Source organism: Rothia sp. HMSC069D01 (assembly GCF_001810135.1).
GTDB lineage: Bacteria > Actinomycetota > Actinomycetes > Actinomycetales > Micrococcaceae > Rothia.
In genome coordinates, this window is record NZ_KV800108.1 from 771894 (window position 1) to 792386 (window position 20493).

The 20493-nt window shown below is 60.5% G+C and carries 14 protein-coding genes; all 14 read right to left on the reverse strand.

The features are described 5' to 3' along the window. Positions 1-149: 149 nt before the first annotated feature. A complete protein-coding gene (locus HMPREF2710_RS07515; RefSeq protein ID WP_246822816.1) occupies positions 150-1820 on the reverse strand; it encodes a cell division protein FtsQ/DivIB in 1671 nt (556 codons plus the stop codon). Between the two features lie 9 nt (positions 1821-1829). After that, positions 1830-3329: a UDP-N-acetylmuramate--L-alanine ligase gene (gene murC / locus HMPREF2710_RS07520; protein ID WP_070600412.1), complete on the reverse strand. Its 1500-nt coding sequence runs from the start codon at positions 3327-3329 to the stop codon at positions 1830-1832. Next, positions 3329-4429: an undecaprenyldiphospho-muramoylpentapeptide beta-N-acetylglucosaminyltransferase gene (murG, locus tag HMPREF2710_RS07525; RefSeq protein WP_049360242.1), complete on the reverse strand. Its 1101-nt coding sequence runs from the start codon at positions 4427-4429 to the stop codon at positions 3329-3331. The genes murC and murG overlap by 1 nt, the downstream gene beginning before the upstream one ends. Positions 4430-4639: 210 nt before the next feature. Then, on the reverse strand, positions 4640-6838 hold the full coding sequence (locus HMPREF2710_RS07530; RefSeq protein WP_070600413.1) for an FtsW/RodA/SpoVE family cell cycle protein: 2199 nt from the start codon (positions 6836-6838) through the stop codon (positions 4640-4642). Between the two features lie 149 nt (positions 6839-6987). Beyond that, complete coding sequence (murD, locus tag HMPREF2710_RS07535) at positions 6988-8574, reverse strand: UDP-N-acetylmuramoyl-L-alanine--D-glutamate ligase (protein ID WP_049337565.1); 1587 nt, start codon at positions 8572-8574, stop codon at positions 6988-6990. Beyond that, on the reverse strand, positions 8574-9779 hold the full coding sequence (gene mraY / locus HMPREF2710_RS07540; RefSeq protein ID WP_049337563.1) for a phospho-N-acetylmuramoyl-pentapeptide-transferase: 1206 nt from the start codon (positions 9777-9779) through the stop codon (positions 8574-8576). The genes murD and mraY overlap by 1 nt, the downstream gene beginning before the upstream one ends. 6 nt (positions 9780-9785) lie before the next feature. After that, the gene (murF, locus tag HMPREF2710_RS07545) at positions 9786-11405 is read right to left on the reverse strand and encodes a UDP-N-acetylmuramoyl-tripeptide--D-alanyl-D-alanine ligase (protein WP_070600415.1); all 1620 of its coding nucleotides are present in this window, start codon (positions 11403-11405) and stop codon (positions 9786-9788) included. Further along, positions 11398-13134 (reverse strand): Mur ligase family protein, encoded by a 1737-nt coding sequence (locus tag HMPREF2710_RS07550; RefSeq protein WP_070600417.1) that lies wholly within the window; start codon positions 13132-13134, stop codon positions 11398-11400. The genes murF and HMPREF2710_RS07550 overlap by 8 nt, the downstream gene beginning before the upstream one ends. A 168-nt stretch (positions 13135-13302) precedes the next feature. Beyond that, a complete protein-coding gene (locus HMPREF2710_RS07555) occupies positions 13303-15168 on the reverse strand; it encodes a peptidoglycan D,D-transpeptidase FtsI family protein (RefSeq protein ID WP_049345236.1) in 1866 nt (621 codons plus the stop codon). A gap of 62 nt (positions 15169-15230) precedes the next feature. Further along, positions 15231-16232 (reverse strand): cell division protein FtsL, encoded by a 1002-nt coding sequence (locus tag HMPREF2710_RS07560; RefSeq protein WP_070600419.1) that lies wholly within the window; start codon positions 16230-16232, stop codon positions 15231-15233. A 20-nt stretch (positions 16233-16252) separates the two neighbouring features. Beyond that, positions 16253-17317, reverse strand: coding sequence for a 16S rRNA (cytosine(1402)-N(4))-methyltransferase RsmH (rsmH, locus tag HMPREF2710_RS07565; RefSeq protein ID WP_070600421.1), 1065 nt, complete (start codon positions 17315-17317; stop codon positions 16253-16255). Between the two features lie 102 nt (positions 17318-17419). After that, on the reverse strand, positions 17420-17851 hold the full coding sequence (gene mraZ / locus HMPREF2710_RS07570) for a division/cell wall cluster transcriptional repressor MraZ (protein ID WP_005507741.1): 432 nt from the start codon (positions 17849-17851) through the stop codon (positions 17420-17422). Positions 17852-18379: 528 nt separating this feature from the next. Continuing rightward, the gene (locus tag HMPREF2710_RS07575) at positions 18380-18781 is read right to left on the reverse strand and encodes a DUF3040 domain-containing protein (protein WP_049350360.1); all 402 of its coding nucleotides are present in this window, start codon (positions 18779-18781) and stop codon (positions 18380-18382) included. A 254-nt stretch (positions 18782-19035) separates the two neighbouring features. Beyond that, on the reverse strand, positions 19036-20457 hold the full coding sequence (gene dinB / locus HMPREF2710_RS07580; protein ID WP_070600423.1) for a DNA polymerase IV: 1422 nt from the start codon (positions 20455-20457) through the stop codon (positions 19036-19038). Positions 20458-20493 lie beyond the last annotated feature (36 nt).

Sequence of the window (20493 nt, forward strand, 5' to 3'; positions counted from 1 at the left end):
AATCTAAGCCTGAAGGTTTCCTCTAAAGAATGACTTTATCTGCTAGGATACCAAACTGTTTTTGTCGGTTCCTAGTCACACAGCGCAATTACCCCCTCTTTTTGCGGATTTCACACAAAAAGGGAGGATAAAGCGCCTGAATGGTTCCCCTAACGGGTCACCGGTACGCGCGGGGCAGACACGTCATAGACGGTCACCTTCTGCGTCTGTGCCTCGGAGGAGGTCTCCTCCTGGGCACGCTTAGCAATAGCCTGGCGCAGGGAGAGCAGGACCTTAGCCTTCAACTCACTCTCTTCAGCGGTTCCCCACTGCACCGTAGTATTATCCCTCAAGGTTAGAGTGATACTTGAGGTTGACGTAGCGCCGGCTTCCTTAACCTGAGCTAGAAGCTCAGAGGGCATCGCCGAAAGCGCGGTAGAAATAGTGCGGAACTCAGCCGAAGTCTGCGGGTCATCACCGCTGAAACGAACCAGCGGCACCGACGTATCGGGCTGAGTTGCCGACTCCAGAAGGCTCACACCATCACTATCAACAGTATGGTACGTATCGCCCTGCTTCACAACCGCAACCGCGGTACGCTCCTTCAGAGTCACCACCAGCTCATGCGGCGGACGGCTCTCCACCTGCACGCTACGAATCACATTATCCTGCCCGATCAGCTCACGCACCTTCTTCTCATCGATGCGAGTGAGCGGAACGCCGCGCAGAGGCTCAAGCTTCTGCTCCACCTGGGTGGTTTCCAGCAGGGACGTGCCGCGCACCGTGATCTTCTGAGTCGCCAACAGGGGCGAGAAGAAGACCAGCACCACATACAGCACCGCGATAATAGCCAGTGCCGAGACGGTGTACAGCAGCTTACGGGCACGAGTCAGAGGCGCACGCTCCTTACGGGGGCGCTCCTCAGCACGCAGACCGTCCAGACCCGGATCCTGACGCAGACGCTCACGGTGAGCCTGACGGCTCGCACGCTCGCGCTCCTTCTCAATCTCCGCTGCACGCTGCTGCTCACGCTCGGCACGCCAACGACCAAAACGGCTCGCGGGACGAGGCTCTTCAACAGCCTTCTCCCCCGCCTTATCGGCGCTTTCTTCAGCTTTCTGAGCGGCAGACTCTTCGCGAGATTCAGCAGAATCGGCAGAAGACTTCTTATCAGAACTCTTCTGAGCAGCCTTCTGATCGGCTACTTCCTTTTCTGCGCTCTTCACCGACTGCGAGGATGCAGTCTGAGCAGATGCACCCTTGGCGGATGAAGTCTTCGACGAAGAATCCTCAAACGCCTCAACATCAAACAGCTCGGGCGCATGCTCAACCTCAGACACGGTACGACCGGTCATCAGCGCAGAACGCACCGAATCCTTCAAAGACTGTGCTGAAGAATGAACCGCCGCAGCGCTCTTGGACGCCGAAGAATCAGCACCGTTCTGACTGGGCGACTTATGCACCACCGGCTTACGCGGCATGTGTCGCACGGAGCTCGAAGACTGAGTAGCGGAAGGCTGATTAGCGGCAGACTGCGCACCAGAAGGCTGAGCAGAAGCCTCCGAGGATGCAACCTCGACAGGCTTCACGGCGTCCACAGACTTCATAGCTTCCGAGGGCTTTGCAGTCCCAGTAGCTTCTGCGCTCTTCACAACCTGAGGCTGGGTGGCCTGCGGCTGAGTCAGCTGAGACTGCGCAGATTCAGCCTGCACAGACTCAGATTTCTTAGCCTCAACCTGCGCATTCTCAGCTACCTGCTGGGCGCGCAAACGAGCACGCGAACGCGGAGCCTTCGGCGCGCGCGAGGAGGAATGCCCCTCCGAAGAGAGACCAGAACTCATCGGCACAGCCTAAGCCTCCGACTTCTTCGACTCGCCACCGTGACGGATTTCCAGGGACTCCAGCAGACGCGCACCCAAAGCGGTCACATCGCCAGCGCCAACGGTCATCACAATATCGCCAGCCTGAGCGCAGGTCACAATATCCTCAATAGCGTCCTCAGCGGTAGCGTAACGAACCTCAGAGAAACCAGCACCGGTAATCAGCTCACTAGTCACACCCTCAATCGGCAGCTCACGAGCCGGGTAAATATCCAGCACATGAGCACGGTCAGCCATCGACAGAGCCTCAGCGAACTCCTTCGCGAACTCGCGAGTACGAGAGAACAGATGCGGCTGGAAAATCACGTACAGGTTGTGGCCATCAGCCACGGTACGACCGGTCTCCAGAGCGCGGAACACCTCGGTCGGGTGGTGCGCATAGTCATCAAAGACCTTCACGCCCGCAACCTCACCACGCAGGGTGAAGCGGCGGTCAGCACCCACAAACTCAGCCAGAGCGCGAGCAATATCGGCAGCCTCGTAACCAGAAATCAACGCCGACACAAAAGCAGCCGAAGCGTTCAACTGGTTATGAATACCCGGCACCTTCAGCGCAAGATCATGCTCACCCTCATAACGCACGCCACGGCATTCAAACGACCAGGACAGGTGCGAAGACGAGGACGAACCGGCGCTCGTAATCTCGCTAATGCGCAGGTCAGCATCTGCAGACTCACCGTAAGTCACCACGGGCACACCCGCCGCACGAGAACGAGCCGCCAAATCAGCCGCGCCCGCATCATCAGCACAGGTCACCACAACACCGTTAGGTGCCAGCGAACCCACAAAACGGTTGAACGCCTCAAAGACACGCTCATCCGTCTCATAGAAATCCAGGTGGTCCGGCTCAACATTCGTCACCACAGCAATAGCCGGGCGGTAACGCACAAACGAGCCGTCCGATTCATCAGCCTCAGCCACAAAAATCGACTCCGGGCCCTGAGCACCCAGGTGAGCGTTCGTGCCGCGACCAGCAATCACGGTGCCCACCGCAAACGACGGGTCAGCACCCAGCTGATCAAACATCACAGAAATCATCGAGCTGGTCGTGCTCTTACCGTGAGTACCGGCAACAGCAACCACCTGAGACTCACCCATCACAGCGGCAAGCGCCTCAGAACGGTGCAGCACACGCAGACCCTGCGCACGAGCGGCAACAAGCTCCGGGTTATCCTCACGAATCGCAGTAGAAATCACCACGGTATCAACATCCACAATATTCTCAGCCTGCTGAGGAACACCCACACGAGCACCCGCAGCACGCAAAGACTCAACAGTAGCCGACTCGGCACGATCCGAACCGCTCACCGTCACGCCAGCCTGCAGCATCAGAGCGGCAATAGCGCTCATACCCGCGCCACCAATACCGATGAAGTGTACACGGCCCAACTCGCTCATCTTCGCACGCTCAGGGAACGGCGGGTTCAGCGGTGCCGGCAACACCATCTCAAGATTCATCAATTCAGTCATTACTTCTCAGCTGCCTTCAATACTGCTTCAGCCATAACGCGCGCCGCGTCACGGATACCAAGTTCATACGCCGCAGCGCCCATGCGCTCCAGCTCCTCCGGGTTCGCCATAAGAGCCGGAATCTCACGGGCGAACCACTCACCGGTGACCTCTGCATCCTTCACCAGCAGAGCCGCAGACGCCTCCACCAGAGAACGAGCGTTCAGAGCCTGCTCACCATTACCAATAGGAAGCGGCACAAAAATCGCGGGAACACCCACAGCGGCAACCTCACTGACGGTCGCCGCCCCCGCACGCACCAGCAGAAGATCAGCGGCAGCATACACATCCTGCATGCCGTTGCTGAACTCAATCTGACGGTAATTCGGCGCACTCAGCGGCTCACCATTCTCATCCAGAACAGCCTTACCCTTGCCGGTAATATGCAGAATCTGGAAGTCCCACTCCGCAAAGTAGTCACGGCACGCCGCCACCGCATTATTCAGGCTCAACGCACCCAGCGAACCGCCCGTCACAATCACGGTCGGCTTCTGCGGGTCCAGGCCCAGGTTACGGCGAGCCTTCGAACGGTGCGCCTCACGGTTCAGGTAGGCAATCTCATCCTTCATCGGCATGCCCACCAGGGTTGCACGCGGGAAAGGAGTATTAGGGAACGCCACACCGGTGAACTTAGCGAACGTACCGCCCAGGCGGTTCGCCAAACCGGGCTTCGCATTCGCCTCATGAATCACCACGGGAATCTTAGCGCTCAACGCCGACAGATACGCCGGCGGGCACACGTAGCCGCCCACGCCAACAACCACGTCTGCATCTGCTTCTTTGAGGATGCGGCGGGTCTTCGACAGGCCACCAAAGAACTTAGCGGGGAAAGCCAAAGCGGCACGGTTAATGCTACGAGGGAACGCTGCACGAGGAATGAACTCAATATCGAAACCAGCTGCCGGAACCAGCTCGGCTTCCATCTTATCCGCAGTGCCCAGCATCAGAATCTTAGCGTTCGGTTCAAGATCACGAACCGCACGCGCAATCGCGAGCATCGGATTAATATGACCGGCGGTGCCACCACCGGCGAAGACTATAGAGGGCGCCTTCTTCGTCATAGGTCTTTCTCCCAACACATCGGTACAGCATCATTTTACGCTATCGCACCTGTTCAAAAGAGCGCCCCCGCCATTGAGCTACAACTCAACAGCGAGGGCTTTATCTTATATTCAGCACATATTCATCACGGGTAGAGGCACGAACCGCAGCTCACTCCCCCGAATGTCAGCCCCCGATATGCAGGCTTCACGGAGCGGGTTCCGCGGGGTTTAGCCCTGCTTACGGGTGCCGCGCTGATCCGAGTTCCGAGCCGCGCCCTGAGCCGGACGCTGCGCCTGCTGAGCGCTGTTCTTCGGAGCGCCCTTGGCCTGAATACCCTTTGCCTGGGTGCCCTGTCGCGGCGCTACCTGACGTTGAGCGCCCTGTCGAGGATTACCCTGTCGAGGATTGCCCTGTCGCTGGGCACGACGCTGACGATCCTCAGGATGCAGCGGCTGCAGACCCGCAGGTAGCGAACCCGACGGACGGTGCTGTGCGCTACGGGGCTGAGCACCACGAGCCTGCTGCACTCGCTTCTGAGCAGCAGGTTTCTGAGCAGTAGGCTGCTGAGCGGTACGGGGCTGAGCAGTACGAGGCTGAGCAGGCTTACCCTGTGCCGCTCGAGTAGAGGCAGTACTCTTCTGGGCAATACGAGTCTGCTGACCGGTACGAGGCTGAGCGGGAGCCTTCTGCGGAGCTGCCTTCTTCGGTGCAGGCTTCTGCGGTGCAGGCTTCTGCGGTGCAGGTTTCTGCGAGGCCTTCTGCTTCTGAGCTTCAGCCTTCTGCTCCGCCTTCACACGGGCAGCTTCCTCACGAGCCAGACGCGTTTCCTCACGAGCCAGACGCGCCTCTTCTCGAGCCTGCGCCGCCTCCTGGCGAGCCTGTTCCTCCTCACGACGAACCTGCTCCCGAGCCTGGCGCTCCTGCTCCTTCTGCTGCTCACGAGCCACACGAGCCAACTCACGCTGCTGATCCGGCGCAAAACCCAACCAGCGGCGCAACGTGCTCTCCGGACCGAAAACAACCTTCAAAGGATTATGTTCCTTCAACAGGTGACCACCAGCAGCCGCACGAGCTGCCTCCTCCTGATTCAGCACAATCTGCAACGGCGTACGACGCTGCCAATCAGCATTCGCACGACGAACCTCACGCACGCTCTGAGTCTCAATATTCGACGGTGCCGTCGCGCCACGCAACGGAGTCTGCCGCGCAAACGCCAACAACAAACCCGCCGCAAACAACGAAGACAACAGCGACGAACCACCATAGGAGACAAACGGCAGAGGCACACCAATCACCGGCAAAATACGGGACACCATGCCCATATTGATAATCGCCTGAGAAGTCAGCCAAATCATGATGCCGCCCGTAGCCAAACGCACCAGCGGGTCAGTAGTGCGCAGCATAATACGCACCGCACAATACACCAGGCCCGCATACAGCAGCAGAACCGCCAGCGTACCCAGCAGGCCCAGCTCCTCACCAATAATGGCGAAAATATAGTCGTTATGCGCCTCAGCCAAGTAGTTGTACTTCTGACGCGACTGACCCAGGCCAACACCCAAGAAGCCGCCGGTCGTCAGCGCCACCTCACCAGAATTCGCCTGGTCACAGTTAGCGTTCGTGCACGAGCCCCAAACACCGAAAATACGAGCCACACGGTTCGCGCTACTGAGAACGCCCACCAGCGCCAACGCCGCAAACGCGCCGCCAATCTTCAGCAGCGAGCTACGAGAAGCGCCCGCCAGCCACATCATGCCCACAAAGATGAAGCCGTACACCATGGCGGTACCCATATCACCGCCGAGCATAATCAGCAGCACCAGGGCACCCACACCATAAATCGAGGGGAACAGAGTACGCCAAATACTGCGAGAAATATCGCCGTGGCGGCTGTACACCCATGCCAGCCACATAATAATCGCCAGCTTCGAAAACTCCGACGGCTGAATCTGCACGCCGCCGGGGAATTTCAACCAGTTACGGTTACCGTTCACCTCAACGCCAACGACCACCACAGCAAGCTGCATGACCAACGCGGCAATCAGCATCGCGTTCACCACAAACTTCTTGTGGTAGACACCCACCGGGATGCGCGTAATACCCGCCATCGCAATCACGCCAAGAACCAAGAACATGACCTGCGACGAAACCTGCGAGAACGGCGACTGGCCCTGAGAAATCATGGTGACGCTCGAGGCCGACAGCACCATAATGCAGCCAAAAATAGCCAGACCCAAGGTGGTGATCAGCAGCATCACCGGCACATCCCACAGGTCAGCCTTCAAACCACGACGGTACAGCCTATCGGCACGAGCACGGAACGGCGCAGAGAAATCCTCCCAACCGGCTCGCAAAGACGCCCAACGACCACTCGCGGTCGAACGCGCCGAAGAAGCCGAACGCTCCGAAGATGCGCTGGTACTCACATGCCCTCCTATAGGCCTCAACTGCCACGGATTCGTCGTGGCGACTACACGAAAAAGGTTCAGGGGTGGGACACCATTACCATCCCACCCCCGAGAAGAACCCGCAAAAAGCACCCCGGTCACCCGAGACACCCCCTGCAGGTAGCGTCCTAAGAGTCAGCCAGCTGGGCGGCGACAGCGTTCGCAAACGCATCACCGCGCACCGCATAATTCTTGAACTGGTCCATCGACGCAGACGCGGGAGCCATCAGCACGGTATCGCCCGGATGCGCCAGCTCAGCAGCCTTCGCAACGGCCGCGTTCATCACGGCAATGCCGTCCGAAGAATCAGCCACAGCGGCGGTCATATTGTAGGTCGGAACCTGCGGAGCGTGGTTAGCCAACGCCGACTTCAACGCCGCAGTATCAGTACCGATAATCAGTACAGCCTTCAGGCGCTGAGCGTGAGCAGCAATCAGCTCATCGTACTCAACGCCCTTCGACAGACCACCGGCAATCCACACCAGCGAGGGGTAACCGCTCATCGACGCATTCGCGGCGTGAGGATTCGTAGCCTTCGAATCGTTCACCCACATGATGTCGTTCGCATAACCCACCAGCTGGTTGCGGTGCGCACCGGTCTTGAAGGAACGCAGGCCCGCGCCCACAGCCTTCGGGTCAATATCAGCCGCACGGCACAGCGCCGCAGCCGCCAGAGCGTTCTCCACGGTGTGCTTCGCAGGCATCTTACCGGGAGCCGGAGCCAAATCCTCCAGAACCGCCAGCTCATACGCCTCGTTGTAACGGTTCTTCAAGAAGGCGCGGTCCACCATAATGTCCTCAGCCAGGCCGAGCATCGACACGGCGGGCATCTCAGTGGAGCTGAAGCCAATCGCGCGAGCGCCCTCAATAACGTCCGCGTTCTCAACCATGCGCAGGGTGTCCACATGGTCGGTGTTGAAGATGCAGGCAACCTGAGTGTGCTCGTACACGCGAGCCTTATCAGCCTTGTAACGCTCGAACGAGCCGTGCCAGTCCACGTGATCCTCAGCGATGTTCAGAACCACCGAAGCGTACGGGGACATCGAGTAGGTCCAGTGCAGCTGGAAGCTGGACAGCTCCACCGCGAAGAACTCGTAGGGCTCATCGTCGGCAATGGCGTACACGATGGGCATGCCCACGTTGCCTACCTGAATAGCCTTCTTACCGGCAGCCTTCAGGATGGAATCAACCATGCCCACGGTGGTGGTCTTACCGTTCGTACCGGTCAGGCACAGCCACTTGGGGGTCAGGCGGTCGCTACGCTCATTCAGGCGCCACGCCAGCTCCACATCGCCCCAAATCTGGATGCGACGCTCGTAAGCGTCCAGCATGACCGGGTGGTCGGGACGCACGCCCGGGGAGGTCACCACAAGCTCGGGTTCCTGACCGTCTACCAGGGGCAGTGCACGCATGTGCTCGGGACCAAATAGGCCCTCAACGTTGCCGTAGGCGTTAGCGTACAGGTCGATGCGTTCACGCTTCTCCGGGGTATCAGCCCCGTCGATGACAACGATCTTCGCGCCCAGCTGGGCAAGCACGTCGGTCACAGCGTCGCCGCTGGTGCCCATACCCACCACGACCACGCGCAGGTTAGCCCAGGGCGCACCCCAGTGAGTCAGCTCCGCGAGGCGCTCGTTCTCGTACACCGGGTTCACCGCAATAGCGGCGGCGTTCGCTTCAATGCGAGCTGTATCCGGCTGTTCAATAGTTGACATTAGTGAATCACTCCAGAAGTCTGCGAGAACCAGTCACCGAAGAACAGCGCCAGGGCAACGAGCACGCAGAGGGCATTAACAACCCAGAGGCGGAACACGGAGTTCACTTCGCCGCTGCTGACGGTACCGGGGGCAATGCCTCGCTTATCAATTGAGTACATGCCGTTGACGCCGACCTTCTCCATGTGATGGTGGAAGGGGGTCATACGGAAGTAACGGTGCGCGTGTAGGGGCTTCTCCCCCGCTGCCACCGAACGCTTACGGCTGGTCTTGAACACGAACTTCTGCACAATCACAGAGAACACTTCCAGCACGGGAATCAGAGCGATAACCAGCAGAAGCAGCTCGGTGCGGGTGAACAGCGCGAAAGCAACCATTGCGCCGCCCAATGCCAGGGAGCCGGAGTCGCCCATGAAGATCTGTGCCTTCGACACGTTCCACCAGAGGAAGCCAGCCAGCGAACCCACCAGGGAAGCAGCAATCAGCGCCAGCGAGCCGGGGTCGCGCACATCGTAGCAGGCGGTGCCAGCGCCAGCGGAGCAGGCGTGCACGTACTGCCAGATGCTGATGGTCAGGTAGCCGGAGAAGATGGTCATCATGATGCCGCCGGCCAGGCCGTCCAGACCATCGGTGAAGTTCACCGCGTTCGTACCGGACAGAGAGATGAGGGTAATCCACGCAACCAGCAGGATGCTACCGAAGACCGCGCCCGCCGCGAACAGGTCAATGGGAAGGTCACGTACGAAAGAGATAGCGGTCGACGCCGGGCGAGCACCCGACTCGTTCGGGAACTGGAACGCCAGGTATGCGAAGGGCAGGGTCACGCCCAGAAGACCAATGGTCTTCTGCTTCTCGGTCAGACCCTCGTTGCCCTTATTGCGGAACTTCATGATGTCGTCCGCCGCGCCCACACCGAGCATGCCCAGGGTGAAGGCGATGGTCAGCCACGCGGTAGCGGTCGGCACCGGCGCGGTACCGAAGAACAGGGCGCTCACCGCAAGGGTCAAGAAGTAGGCGAGAATCGCCGCGGGGATGAAAATCAGACCCGCCATGGTGGGGGTGCCCGCCTTGTGCTGGTGGGCCGCCGGGCCTTCCTCACGGATGAGCTGGCCAAGCTTGAGGGACTTCATCTTCTTGATGAACACCGGCAGCGCGGTGAGGGAGATGAGGAATCCGAAGATTCCAGCAATCAGCACGGTAATCATAAAGCGCTACCCTTCGTTCGTGGTCTGTTCGGTCGAAGTACGGTCGCCATTAGCGGTACCGTCCAGGTGAGCGGCAAGGTGGTCGCTCAAATCGGTGGTTTCAACAAAGTCACCGGCAGAAAGCCAGGTCGGTGCCTGCTCTTCCTCAGCGCCGAAGGTGTACTCGGCGAAAGCAACCTGGTCACCCAGAATGCCCAGCTTCGCGCCGTTCGAGGACTTGAAGAGCACAATGTCGCCGGGGTGAACCTCGGCGCGCAGGATCTGCTCTGCCTCTTCCGGGGTCTTCACCCAGGTCGCCTCGTTACCCCAGGAGCCTTCCAGGTGAGCCGCATTGTAGATGGGCTTCGTCTCGTCGCCCACAGCAATCAGCTTGGAAATGTTCATGCGCACCACGAGGCGTCCGATGCGGTCGTGCTCCTCCAGGGAGGCGTCACCGAGCTCCAGCATGGCGCCCAGAACAGCCCAGGTGCGGTGCGGCTGACCGGTCGCCGGGTCGACGGTGCGACCCAGCTGCGCCAGAGTGCGCAGCGCCGCAGCCATCGACTCGGGGTTCGCATTGTATGCGTCGTTAATGACGGTCACGCCGTCGGCACGGTCGGTGCGACCCATACGCCACTTCGAAGCTGCCGCCGCCTTGTTGAGCGCGCGAGCAATCTTCTCACCCGAAATACCGCTGTTGTAGGCAATCGTCGCCGCAGCCAGCAGGTTGTGCACGTGGTGCTCACCGATCAGCTGCGAGGAAATCTCGTACTCGCTACCGTCGGGCAGGCGCAGAGTGAACTCGGGGCAGCCAGCGTCGGTGGTGCGCAGGTTCAGCGCCGCCACGTAGCGTTCGTAGGGCTGGCCGTTCGCGTCGGTCTTCTCGCCCACGCCAAAGTAGGTAATGGGTGCAACCGAACGCGACGCCATGCGCAGCACGCGCTCATCGTCAGCGTTCAGCGCCAGGGAACCGGTCGGCTGAACGCCCTCAGCCAGCTCGCCCTTAGTGCGCTCAATATTGTCCACGCCGCCGAACTCGCCAGCGTGCGCGGTACCGACCTTCAGGATTGCACCGTGATCGGGGTGCGCAATATTCGCCAGGTACTCGATGTTGCCCACACGGTCCGCACCCATCTCAATGACCAGGTAGCGGGTGGATTCATCCGCACGGAAAACGGTCAGGGGCACACCCACCTCACTGTTGTAGGAGCCGACCGGTGCAACGGTCGGGCCCTCCGGGGTGAAAATGGCGGCAAGAAGGTCCTTGGTGGTGGTCTTGCCGGCAGAACCGGTAATACCGATAACGGTCAGCTCCCCCTGAGCGCGCATCTGCTCAATGGAATAGCGCGCCAAATCGCCCATCGCCAGCACCACATCGGGCACCTGGATGCTCGGGTAGGGCACGCCCTGCTCGTCGAGTACTTCACGCTCGACCAGCGCCAGGGTCGCGCCCCTCTCAAACGCCATGGGGATGAACCTGTGACCGTCAGTGACCGCGCCGGGCTTCGCCACGAACAGGGTACCGGTCTGCACCTCACGGGAGTCGGTGGTGGCGAAGTCTGCGTACACCTGCTCCTCACGGCCCTCCAGGCCGATAGCGGTGCCGCCGGTTGCCTCAATAATCTGGGCGGCGCTGAGCTTAATCATTCTTCACCATACCTTCAGCGGTTTCAGAGTCACTTTCATCGAGCATGCGCTGGTAGTCAGGCAGAATCTCGAAACCGTGCGCACGCAGGGCACGGGCGGTTTCAACACGGTCGTCCAGGGCGATATCCACGCCGTCAACATCCTGTTCGGTTTCGTGGCCGCGGCCAGCAATCAGGATGGCGTCGTGCTCGCCCGCCAGGGCAATTGCCGCATCAATAGCGGCGGCACGCGGAGAAATATTCAGGATCTGGGTGGCTCGGCGGTTCTCAGCCTTCTGCGCGCCCTCCTCAACGGCGGCACGAATCGGCGCGGGTGCCTCACCGTGCGGGTCGTCATCAGTCACAACCACAATATCTGCGTACTGTGCAGCAATCGCACCCATAATCGGGCGCTTGAGCTGGTCACGCTCACCGGTCGCACCGAAAACAATCATGACCTTGCCGTCTCCGGGGCGGTCCATCGCCTCCAGGGCACGGGTCAGGCCGTCAGGGTTGTGGGCAAAGTCCACAATCGCGTGCGGAGCCAAAGAAATCAGCTGCATACGACCCGGCACCACCGGAGTCAGAGCCGAACCGGACGCCAGCTCGGGCAGCAGGCGCTCACGCTCAGCGGAGTCAGTGTCCAGGTACGCCATGAGCGCCGCCAGCGCAGCATTCGAAACGTTAAAATCAGCGGGCAGACCGGTGTAGCATTCAACGCTCTCACCGGCACCGTTAGCCACGTGGAAGCGGTGGCCCAGACCCTCACGCTGAACCTTCACCACAGCCCAGTCGCGGGCACCAAACTCTGCGGGCACCTCAGCCAGACCGGCACCGCGCGCAGTCACCAGACGGTGCACCTGCTGCGCACCCATCTGCTCGCAAGCGGCGGAGAACATCTTCTCGCCCCACTCGTCATCAGCAGTAATCACAGCCAGCTCGGCACGTTCGGGGGTGAACAGCTGAGCCTTCGAGTCGAAATAATGCTCCATAGTGCCGTGCAAATCCAGGTGATCCTGAGTCAGGTTCGTAAAGCCAGCAACCGCATACTTCACGCCGTCCACACGGTGGTAATCAATCGCGTGTGAGGAAACCTCCATTGCGGCGCAACGCACCTGATGCTGACCCATAATCGTCAGCAAAGAATGCACGTGAGGAGACTCCGGGGTGGTCATCTTCGAAGGAACCGACACACCATCAATCAGAATCTGAATAGTGCCAATCAGACCGGTCTTCACCCCCAGACCGGTGCGGAACACCGACTCCAGCATGTAGGTGGAGGTGGTCTTACCGTTCGTACCGGTCACAGCATAACGGTGAGTGGCGGGGAACGACGCCGAACCATAAATCAGCGCAGCCAACGGACCCACGTACTCGCGGAGGTTCTCCGTCACCAGGACAGGCACCGGCGCCTCGCCCAGCAGCTGCGCACCGGCAGCATCCGTCAAAATAGCGGAAGCACCCAACTTCAACGCAGCCTCAGCAAACTGTGCGCCGTGTACCTTCGCACCGGGCAGAGCCACGTACAGGTCCTGCGGACGCACGCCTCGGGAGTCCATGCTGATACCGGTGACCTCAACGGATTCAGAGCTCTGAACACCGTTAGCCGGCTGGGAGCTCACCTGAGCACCCAGGCCCTGCAGATGTTCGCGAAGGTGCGCCAAACTCACCGGGCGCACAGAATTCGGGCGCAGAGTCTGAGCGTCGCCGCCCAGCAGGTTCTGGCCGGGTGCGTGAGATGCGGTATCCATCGTCCTTCTTTCCTCTCCGCTGTCCGAAGCGGTGAGCTCTGTATGGTCAATGCGCTCAAGGCACACAGGGTCATTCAATATTCTACGGGCTTTAGGCTTCGACAGGTGTTCAGTCCCGGGGCTTCTTCATCACGAATCAGCTACCGGGAACCTCTCCCCCGCTCGCCTTTAGCTCGTCTTATTGGGGCTATCCTCAGCAAAAAGCGGAATCAACTCCGGTTCACCGGTAGAACGCGGCACATTATAGGTGTGCAGGGTCTTCTCCATAATCTTGGAGAACTCAGCCGTCGTACCGTTCGCACCCACGCTACCCTCAGGACGCTGCATGGTCACCGCCACCAAGAACTGCGGGTTCTCAATCGGCGCCACACCAATAAAGGACGTCGTGTTGCCGTCGTAGCCGCCCTTCTCACTCGGAGTTTCCGCAGTACCGGTCTTACCGCCCACGCGGTAGCCGGTCACCTTCGCCGGACGGGCGTGGCCTTGCTCCACCACATTCTCCATGAGAGTCAGGCAGGAAGCGGCAGTCTCCTCGCTGACCATGCGTTCGCCAGGCTCTACGGCACGCTTATGTTCGGTACCGTCGGCGTCAATGATCGCGTCCACAATGCGCGGCTTCAGACGAACGCCCTTATTGCCCAGCGCCTGGAAAATCATGGCGGTCTGCAGCGGAGTCTGCGCAACACCCTGACCGAACAGCACAGTGTACTGCTGACGGCCATCCCAATCACGCCAATCAGCGATTATACCCTGCTCCTCACCGGTCAGCTCAATGCCGGTAAACTCGCCGACGCCGTACTTCTTCAACCAGTTGTAGCGCTCTTCCTTGCTGAGCTTCTGACCGACCAGCACCGTACCGGTGTTCATCGAGTCATGAATAATGCCCGAGAAAGTACGCCGCTGCGCCCCGTGCTCAAACGCATCCTTGAAAGTCTGGCCGTCAATCGTGAGGGTCGCGGGCACGTCATACACGCTCGTCGGGGTGGTCAGGCCCTGCTCAATCAGCGCCGAAGCAGTTAGCATCTTCTCGGTCGAACCGGGCTCCACGCTCTGCGAAATAGCGCGCGGGGTCATGTCCGCCGCGTCCTCAATGGTTGCCGCGCCCGGGTCCATCGTGGAGGAATCAGCAAGAGCCAAAATGGAGCCGTCACGCACATCCATAACAATGGCGGTACACCATTCAGCTTTCAGCTCCTCGGCGCGGGCACGCACCACCTGCTGCGCAAAATACTGCACATCACGGTTAATGGTTAGGCGAATATTCTTACCGTCCACCGCCAGGCGCTGCTCTTCCTTCGCTACGGGGATACGCACGCCATCAGCGCTAATCTCGTAGGTGCGCTCACCGGGGGTACCGGCAAGCTCCTTCTCAAAGACACGTTCAATGCCCACGGAGTAGTTACGGGACACCGTACCGCCCGTACCGTTGCCGTCTGCCTCTTCAACAATGTTGTACTTACCGACCACGGAACCGCCCACACTACCGTTGGGGTACAGGCGCTGAGAGAACGCCTCACCGTAGATGAAGGGCGCACCCAGGGCATCAATCTTATTGAAAATTTCCGGGGTGATATTTGCTTTGATCACCGAGTACTTTGAGGTGCCGTCCAGCTTGGACTTGATGAACTCGTCGGTAATGCCCGGGTCAACGGTCTTGAGAATATCGACCATCTCGTACACCAGCTGGTTGGGGGTGACCTCAACCTTCTGGGTGCGATCCTCGTTGTAGCGTTTGAAGGTCGCCACGGCGCTCTGATCTGCGGTCAGGTTATAACGCTGCACGGTACGCGCCATAACGTTACCGTTGATATCGAGAATCTGGCCACGCACAGCAGGCAGCACCTGCGAGCGCAGACGCTTCTGACGGGACGCATTCGCCACCGCACCGGGGTCAAAGCCCTGGCGGATAAACAGGTTCGCACCGATAACGCCCAGAGCGCAGGTGGCTGCGGCGCCTGCGACGAAGCCACGGCGGGTCAGATCCGGCTGACCGGATGCCGATTCGTTCGCGTTCTTACGCGCGTCAGAGCTCATGCGGTGGTCCTTTCGCTGGTCTAGTCTATCGGTGATGCTACGCATCCTGTGGTCAGTGTTGTTTATCGTGCGGGCTGGCTTGCTGCGGGGCTAGCGGCAGGGCTCGCCGCGGGCTGCTGAGCGGCGCTCGGCGCGGCGGAAGCAGCCGGGCCAGCAGGGGCGCTATTCGCCGGTGCGGGGTTAGCCTGCTGAGTGGGGTTGGCCTGCTGAGCGGGGCTTGCCGAGGCGCTTGCAGATGCCTTTGCCGCCGCGCTCGCCTGGCTGTGGCGCTGCTGAACGGACTTGTCCGCATCCACAATGCTCTTGGCGTAGCTTTCGTTCGAGCCAGCTGCCGGCGGGGCGATCAGGTTTTCCTGCTTGTTTCCCTCAACGCCGGTCGGGCTTGCCACCGGGGCGGGGGTGCCCTCAATCGTGGAGGACTGCAGGTTCAGGGTCGCCTGCGAAGAGCTCACAAACATGCCCAGGGTACTGGCGCGTATCGCCAAATCCTGCGGGGCTTCCTTGAAGCCAATCTCCTGTTGCAGCGCCTGGTTTTCCTGCACGAGGCGCTGTTCTTGCGCGCGCAAATCCACCATGTCGTACTGGCGGGTCACAATCAGCACATTGAGCAGCAGAATAAAGACCAGGGTCAGCGGGATTGCCGCAAAAACAGCGAGCATGGTCGGCGGGCTGAGCTTACGAGCTCGGCGGCGCACAGTGGACAGCGGGTTACGCTGCTTGGGCTTCGTTTCGCGTGCTTCTTCGGTGCGTGCTGCCGCACGAACGCTCGAGGGCACACGGCTCGCATTCGTCGAGGTGCGCTTACCGCCGTGCGATGCTGCGGTACTGGCGGGGCGGACCACCGGATGGGATGCAGTGACCGGCTCCAGACGCGCGGTGCGGGTGCGGCCGGAGTGGGCTCGGGTGGAGGTGCGGCTCGCCCCGGTAGAGCCGCCAGTAGAGGATGCGCGGGTAGAGCCAACGGCGCCGGGGGTGCCGGCGGCAGGGCGCGAGGAACCGGCGCGTCGACTCCGCGGGGCGCCCTGGGTGCGGGTGGGGCGCTGGGATGCGTGCTGGGTGCTCACTCTTCTTCGCTTTCTGTCTTCTACTTGGCGGGGATGCGGATCTTCTCGGCGGCGCGCAGCTTGGCGCTGGCGGCGCGAGAGTTCTGTTCGATTTCCTCGTCGGTAGGCGGTTCGGCGCCGCGGGTAATGATTTTTACGGTGGGCTTGTGCTCTTCAAGCTCTACCGGGAAGCCCTTGGGTGCCTTGGAGGTTGCCTCCGCGGTCAGTGCCCTCTTGACGATTTTGTCTTCGAGGCTGTGGTAGCTCATGGCGACAAATCGGCCGCCGAGGTTGAGCGCCTCCAGGGCTGCCGGTACAGCGCGTTCGAGGGCTTCCAGCTCGTGGTTCACTTCGATACGCAGCGCCTGGAAGGTGCGCTTAGCGGGGTGGCCGCCGGTGCGTTGCGCGGCGACGGGCACTGCCTTCTGGATAATGCGCACGAGCTCACCGGTGGTTTCCAGCGGCGCGTTGGCTCGGGCGGTGCAGATAGCGCGGGCGATACGCGACGCGAACTTCTCTTCGCCCCAATTGCGGATAATGCGGCGCAGCTGGTCTTCGCTATATTCGTTGACGACGATGCGGGCGGTGAGCTCATCCTCGGAATTCATGCGCATGTCCAGGGGCGCGTCGTAGGAGTAGGCGAAGCCGCGGGTGCGTTCGTCCAACTGCATGGAGGAGACACCCAGGTCCATCAGGATGCCATCAATTCCCTGCACGCCGGCGGTTTCCATGGCGCGGTCAATTTCATCGTAGACGGCGTGCACGGGTACGAAGCGGTCACCGAAGCGCGCCAGGCGTTCACCGGCGATGGCGTGCGCCTGCAGGTCGCGGTCAATACCGATCAGCACAAGGTTTTCGAAGCGTTCAAGCAGCGCCTCGGAGTGACCGCCCATACCGAGGGTGCCATCAATAACGTAGGCGGTGCCGCGCTCCTCAACGGCGCGTTCAATGCCGGGTGCCAGCAGGTTAATACAGCGGTCCAGCATGACGGGCACGTGACGTTCGCTGGCTTCACGCTGGGAGAGGTTCTCAATGGATGCGCCGGTCACCTTAGCGGCAGAGCCGGATGCGGTCGTACCGGTTTCGGGGGCGTGGTCTACGCTCATGGGTGCTCCTGTGAGAGTTTGTCCTGCGGGAAAGCTTACGGAAGAGTGGTGCGGTGGTGATAGAGAGATGCCGGGCGGGCGCCGCTACACCAGCAAAACTGGCTAGAGTAGCGGGCTGAACGGGTCCTCGTCGAGGGAGGCAAATTCAGCTTCGGTGCGGGCGAGGTATTCCTCCCAGGCGGCTGCATCCCAGATTTCTGCGCGGGTTCCGGATCCGATGACGACGAGGTTGTCGGTCAGTCCTGCGTATTGGCGCAGTATCGGCGGGATGGTGATGCGTCCCTGCTTGTCGGGCAGTTCGTCTGAGGCTCCTGAGAGGAAGACTCGCAGGAAGTCTCGGGCGGCTCGTCCCGGCAGGGGCGCGGTGCGCATCCGTTCGTGGATGCGTTCAAATTCTGCGGCGGGGAAAACGTACAGGCATCGTTCTTGACCGCGGGTCAGAACGAGGCCTGCTGAGAGTTCCTCACGGAATTTGGCGGGAAGGATGATGCGTCCTTTGGCATCCATTCGTGGTGAGTAGGTACCTAAGAACATTCACTTCACCTCCCCGATGTGTGCCCCTGACGTGTGCCGATGTGCTGAAGTCTGCGGGAGCGGGGTTGCTCCACAATCCTGCAGGTGCCGGTGGCGGGGTGTGCCGGGCCGGCGCCTCCGCCGTTTGTTTGAGGGCACGGCGATAGGACTGACTTTCAGCTTTCCCCTCCACTTTACCCCACTTTCCACCACCTACCCCACCCGGCAGAGCATCTTTTAGTGTTTTTATGCTCTCTCCTGCATTTTTAACGCTGACGCACAGCTTCTACACAGCTTCGGGCGTATTCCCGCTCAGTGTGCAACCCTCAGATTGCCTGCTTCGAGGGGGCTCAGGTCTGTTCACCGTTCGGGTCTGTTCACGGTTCGGGGCACAACACCCGGCACCGGGAACTGAGTGCAGAAAATGGGCACAAGAAAGCGGAGGTAAGAGAATTCTTACCTCCGCTTAATCAGTCTTGAGTTTTGAGATGTTCGCATCGAGGGTCAGCTCTATGAGCTAAGCCGCGAAGCTTCTGCACCCTAAATGCTTTAGAGCTGGCCGTTATTACGCTCGTCCCAGCGGTTCTCCAGGCGGTTCATGAAGGAAGACTGATCCTTCTGCTCGCGCTGACGCACACGGGCTGCGCCTTCTGCCTTACCGCCGAGGAAGGAATCCACCGGGGTCTTCTTGCTGGTGGTTGCGAAGTACACGCCACCGGCCGCGAAGAGGAAGCCGAATACGCCCAGCCAAATCATGTTAGATGCGACCGCGCCAATAATGATGCCCAGGCCGATGAGAACGAAGAGAATACCGAGAGCCAAATGGCGAGCACTAAAAACCGGCGCAGTATTGCCGGTTGAAGACATGGAGGAGGCAAAGTGCGGATCCTCATTGCTCATGAGTTCTTCAAGCTGGTCCAGAACCTTCTGTTCGCGCTCGGACAGTGCCATCGTTTTCTCCTTTGAGGTGTCTCTGCTCAAGATGACGTCGGTATCAGCCGGGTTAGCTAGTGCATCAGCTGGCGCGGTGAGCGCTTCTTCCCGCTGTATGTTTCCGGTCGTATGTTTCCCATCGTACCGCGCGGGGTGGGGTTGGCGCATCCTTTTCAGGCAGAAGCGCCTTAAGGTCTTCTGTGGAGGGTGCCATCCTTTCGGCGGAGCTTTCCCTCAGCATAGTTCCCTTCCTCAGCCTTTTGCCCAGTCTTTTACTTGGCTTTTTGTCCAGCCTTTTCCTCGGCTTTCTGTTCCGGCCCAGCCACCCCGGAGGCGGGTTTGAGGCTTTCGCGGCTGTACTTGCGGTGAATGGCGTCCATGACATGCTCCACCTCGGACCATCTGCCGCTTTTCACGAGGCGCGCGCCAGATCCCAAGTGAATACCAGACCCTGTGCGAGTACCGTTCTGCGGACTATTACCAGCTCCCCCGCCGCCCCATTGTACGGAGACGGTTTGTGCGGAGGCAGTTTTTGCAGAGCCAGTTTGTGCGGAGCGTGAGTTTGCCCCGCTCTCGATGGAGTCGAAGAGGGTTTGTTGCACTCCGTCTTCTGCGCGGGCGAGCTTTTCGGCGCGCACTCCGATGAGTCGCAGGGCGCGGGGCGCCGCCTGCCCCACCAAGATTTCATCTGCGCGCAGGGCTTCCAATGCCAGGGAGGCAATCTGCATGCCGGAGTCTACGGGCACGTTCAGGGCAATAGCGCGGGTGTGCGTTTCGAAGGTGCTGTAGCGGATTTTGAGGCTGAGCCCTCCGGCAAGTTTCCCGGCGGCGCGCAGGCGCTTTCCCAATTTGAGGCTCAGCTCCCGAATAGCGGCGCTCACCTCCTGGGCATCGGTCGTATCCGTCTCGAAGGTGTGCTCGCCACCCATGCTTTTCTCTTCGCGTTCGGTCACCACGGGGCGTTCGTCAATGCCGCGCGCCATGGCCCAGAGATGCTCACCCTGGGCAGTGCCGAAGCGTTCTTTGAGCCAGTCCAGGCTCATGGACCTCATCTGGGCAATGGTGTGAATACCGTATCGGGAGAGCTGCTCGGTGCTTTTCGCACCCACTCCCCACAAGTCGGAGACTTTTCTCGGGTCAAGAAATTCTTGAACGCGCTCGGGCGGAATAACCCACAGCCCGTTCGGTTTACTACCGGTGGACGCCATTTTGGCGAGCAGCTTATTGGGCGCAACCCCCGCAGAGGAGGGCAGGGATAGCTCCTGCGCGATGCGGTCGCGAGCGCGCTGCGCCAGGGCGACGGGGTCTTGGCCGTGCAGGTAGGCGCCGGTGAGGTCTACGAAGGCTTCATCCACGCTGACCTGCTCAACGTAGGGGCTCAGGTCGTTCAGGATCGCCATGACGGCGCGGGAGTAGTGCCGGTAGTCGCCGCGCAGCGGCAGGACAGTCGCGTTGGGGCTGAGGTTTCGGGCGCGACTGAGCGGCATGCCGGAGTGCACTCCGTGGGCGCGCGCCTCGTAGGAGGCGGAGCATACAACCGAACGGGGGCCCAGGGGCGCCACGATAATGGGTTCGCCGCGCAGAGCGGGGTTTTCGAGGAGTTCGACGTTGACGAAGAAGGCGTCCATGTCCAGGTGCATAATGACGCGGCCGTTCCTTGAGCCGCTGTTCTTGCTGGTTCGCGCCTGCCCCATGTCGCCTCCTCTCATAGCTTCTACGCCTACCTACCG

What these genes read in the sequence shown, in the direction of transcription:
- HMPREF2710_RS07515 (WP_246822816.1), bottom strand. Translation starts at nt 1,820, where the DNA reads ATGAGTTCTGGTCTCTCTTCGGAGGGGCATTCCTCCTCGCGCGCGCCG.
- murC (WP_070600412.1), bottom strand. Translation starts at nt 3,329, where the DNA reads ATGACTGAATTGATGAATCTTGAGATGGTGTTGCCGGCACCGCTGAAC.
- murG (WP_049360242.1), bottom strand. Translation starts at nt 4,429, where the DNA reads ATGACGAAGAAGGCGCCCTCTATAGTCTTCGCCGGTGGTGGCACCGCC.
- murD (WP_049337565.1), bottom strand. Translation starts at nt 8,574, where the DNA reads ATGTCAACTATTGAACAGCCGGATACAGCTCGCATTGAAGCGAACGCC.
- mraY (WP_049337563.1), bottom strand. Translation starts at nt 9,779, where the DNA reads ATGATTACCGTGCTGATTGCTGGAATCTTCGGATTCCTCATCTCCCTC.
- murF (WP_070600415.1), bottom strand. Translation starts at nt 11,405, where the DNA reads ATGATTAAGCTCAGCGCCGCCCAGATTATTGAGGCAACCGGCGGCACC.
- HMPREF2710_RS07550 (WP_070600417.1), bottom strand. Translation starts at nt 13,134, where the DNA reads ATGGATACCGCATCTCACGCACCCGGCCAGAACCTGCTGGGCGGCGAC.
- HMPREF2710_RS07555 (WP_049345236.1), bottom strand. Translation starts at nt 15,168, where the DNA reads ATGAGCTCTGACGCGCGTAAGAACGCGAACGAATCGGCATCCGGTCAG.
- rsmH (WP_070600421.1), bottom strand. Translation starts at nt 17,317, where the DNA reads ATGAGCGTAGACCACGCCCCCGAAACCGGTACGACCGCATCCGGCTCT.
- mraZ (WP_005507741.1), bottom strand. Translation starts at nt 17,851, where the DNA reads ATGTTCTTAGGTACCTACTCACCACGAATGGATGCCAAAGGACGCATC.
- HMPREF2710_RS07575 (WP_049350360.1), bottom strand. Translation starts at nt 18,781, where the DNA reads ATGGCACTGTCCGAGCGCGAACAGAAGGTTCTGGACCAGCTTGAAGAA.
- dinB (WP_070600423.1), bottom strand. Translation starts at nt 20,457, where the DNA reads ATGGGGCAGGCGCGAACCAGCAAGAACAGCGGCTCAAGGAACGGCCGC.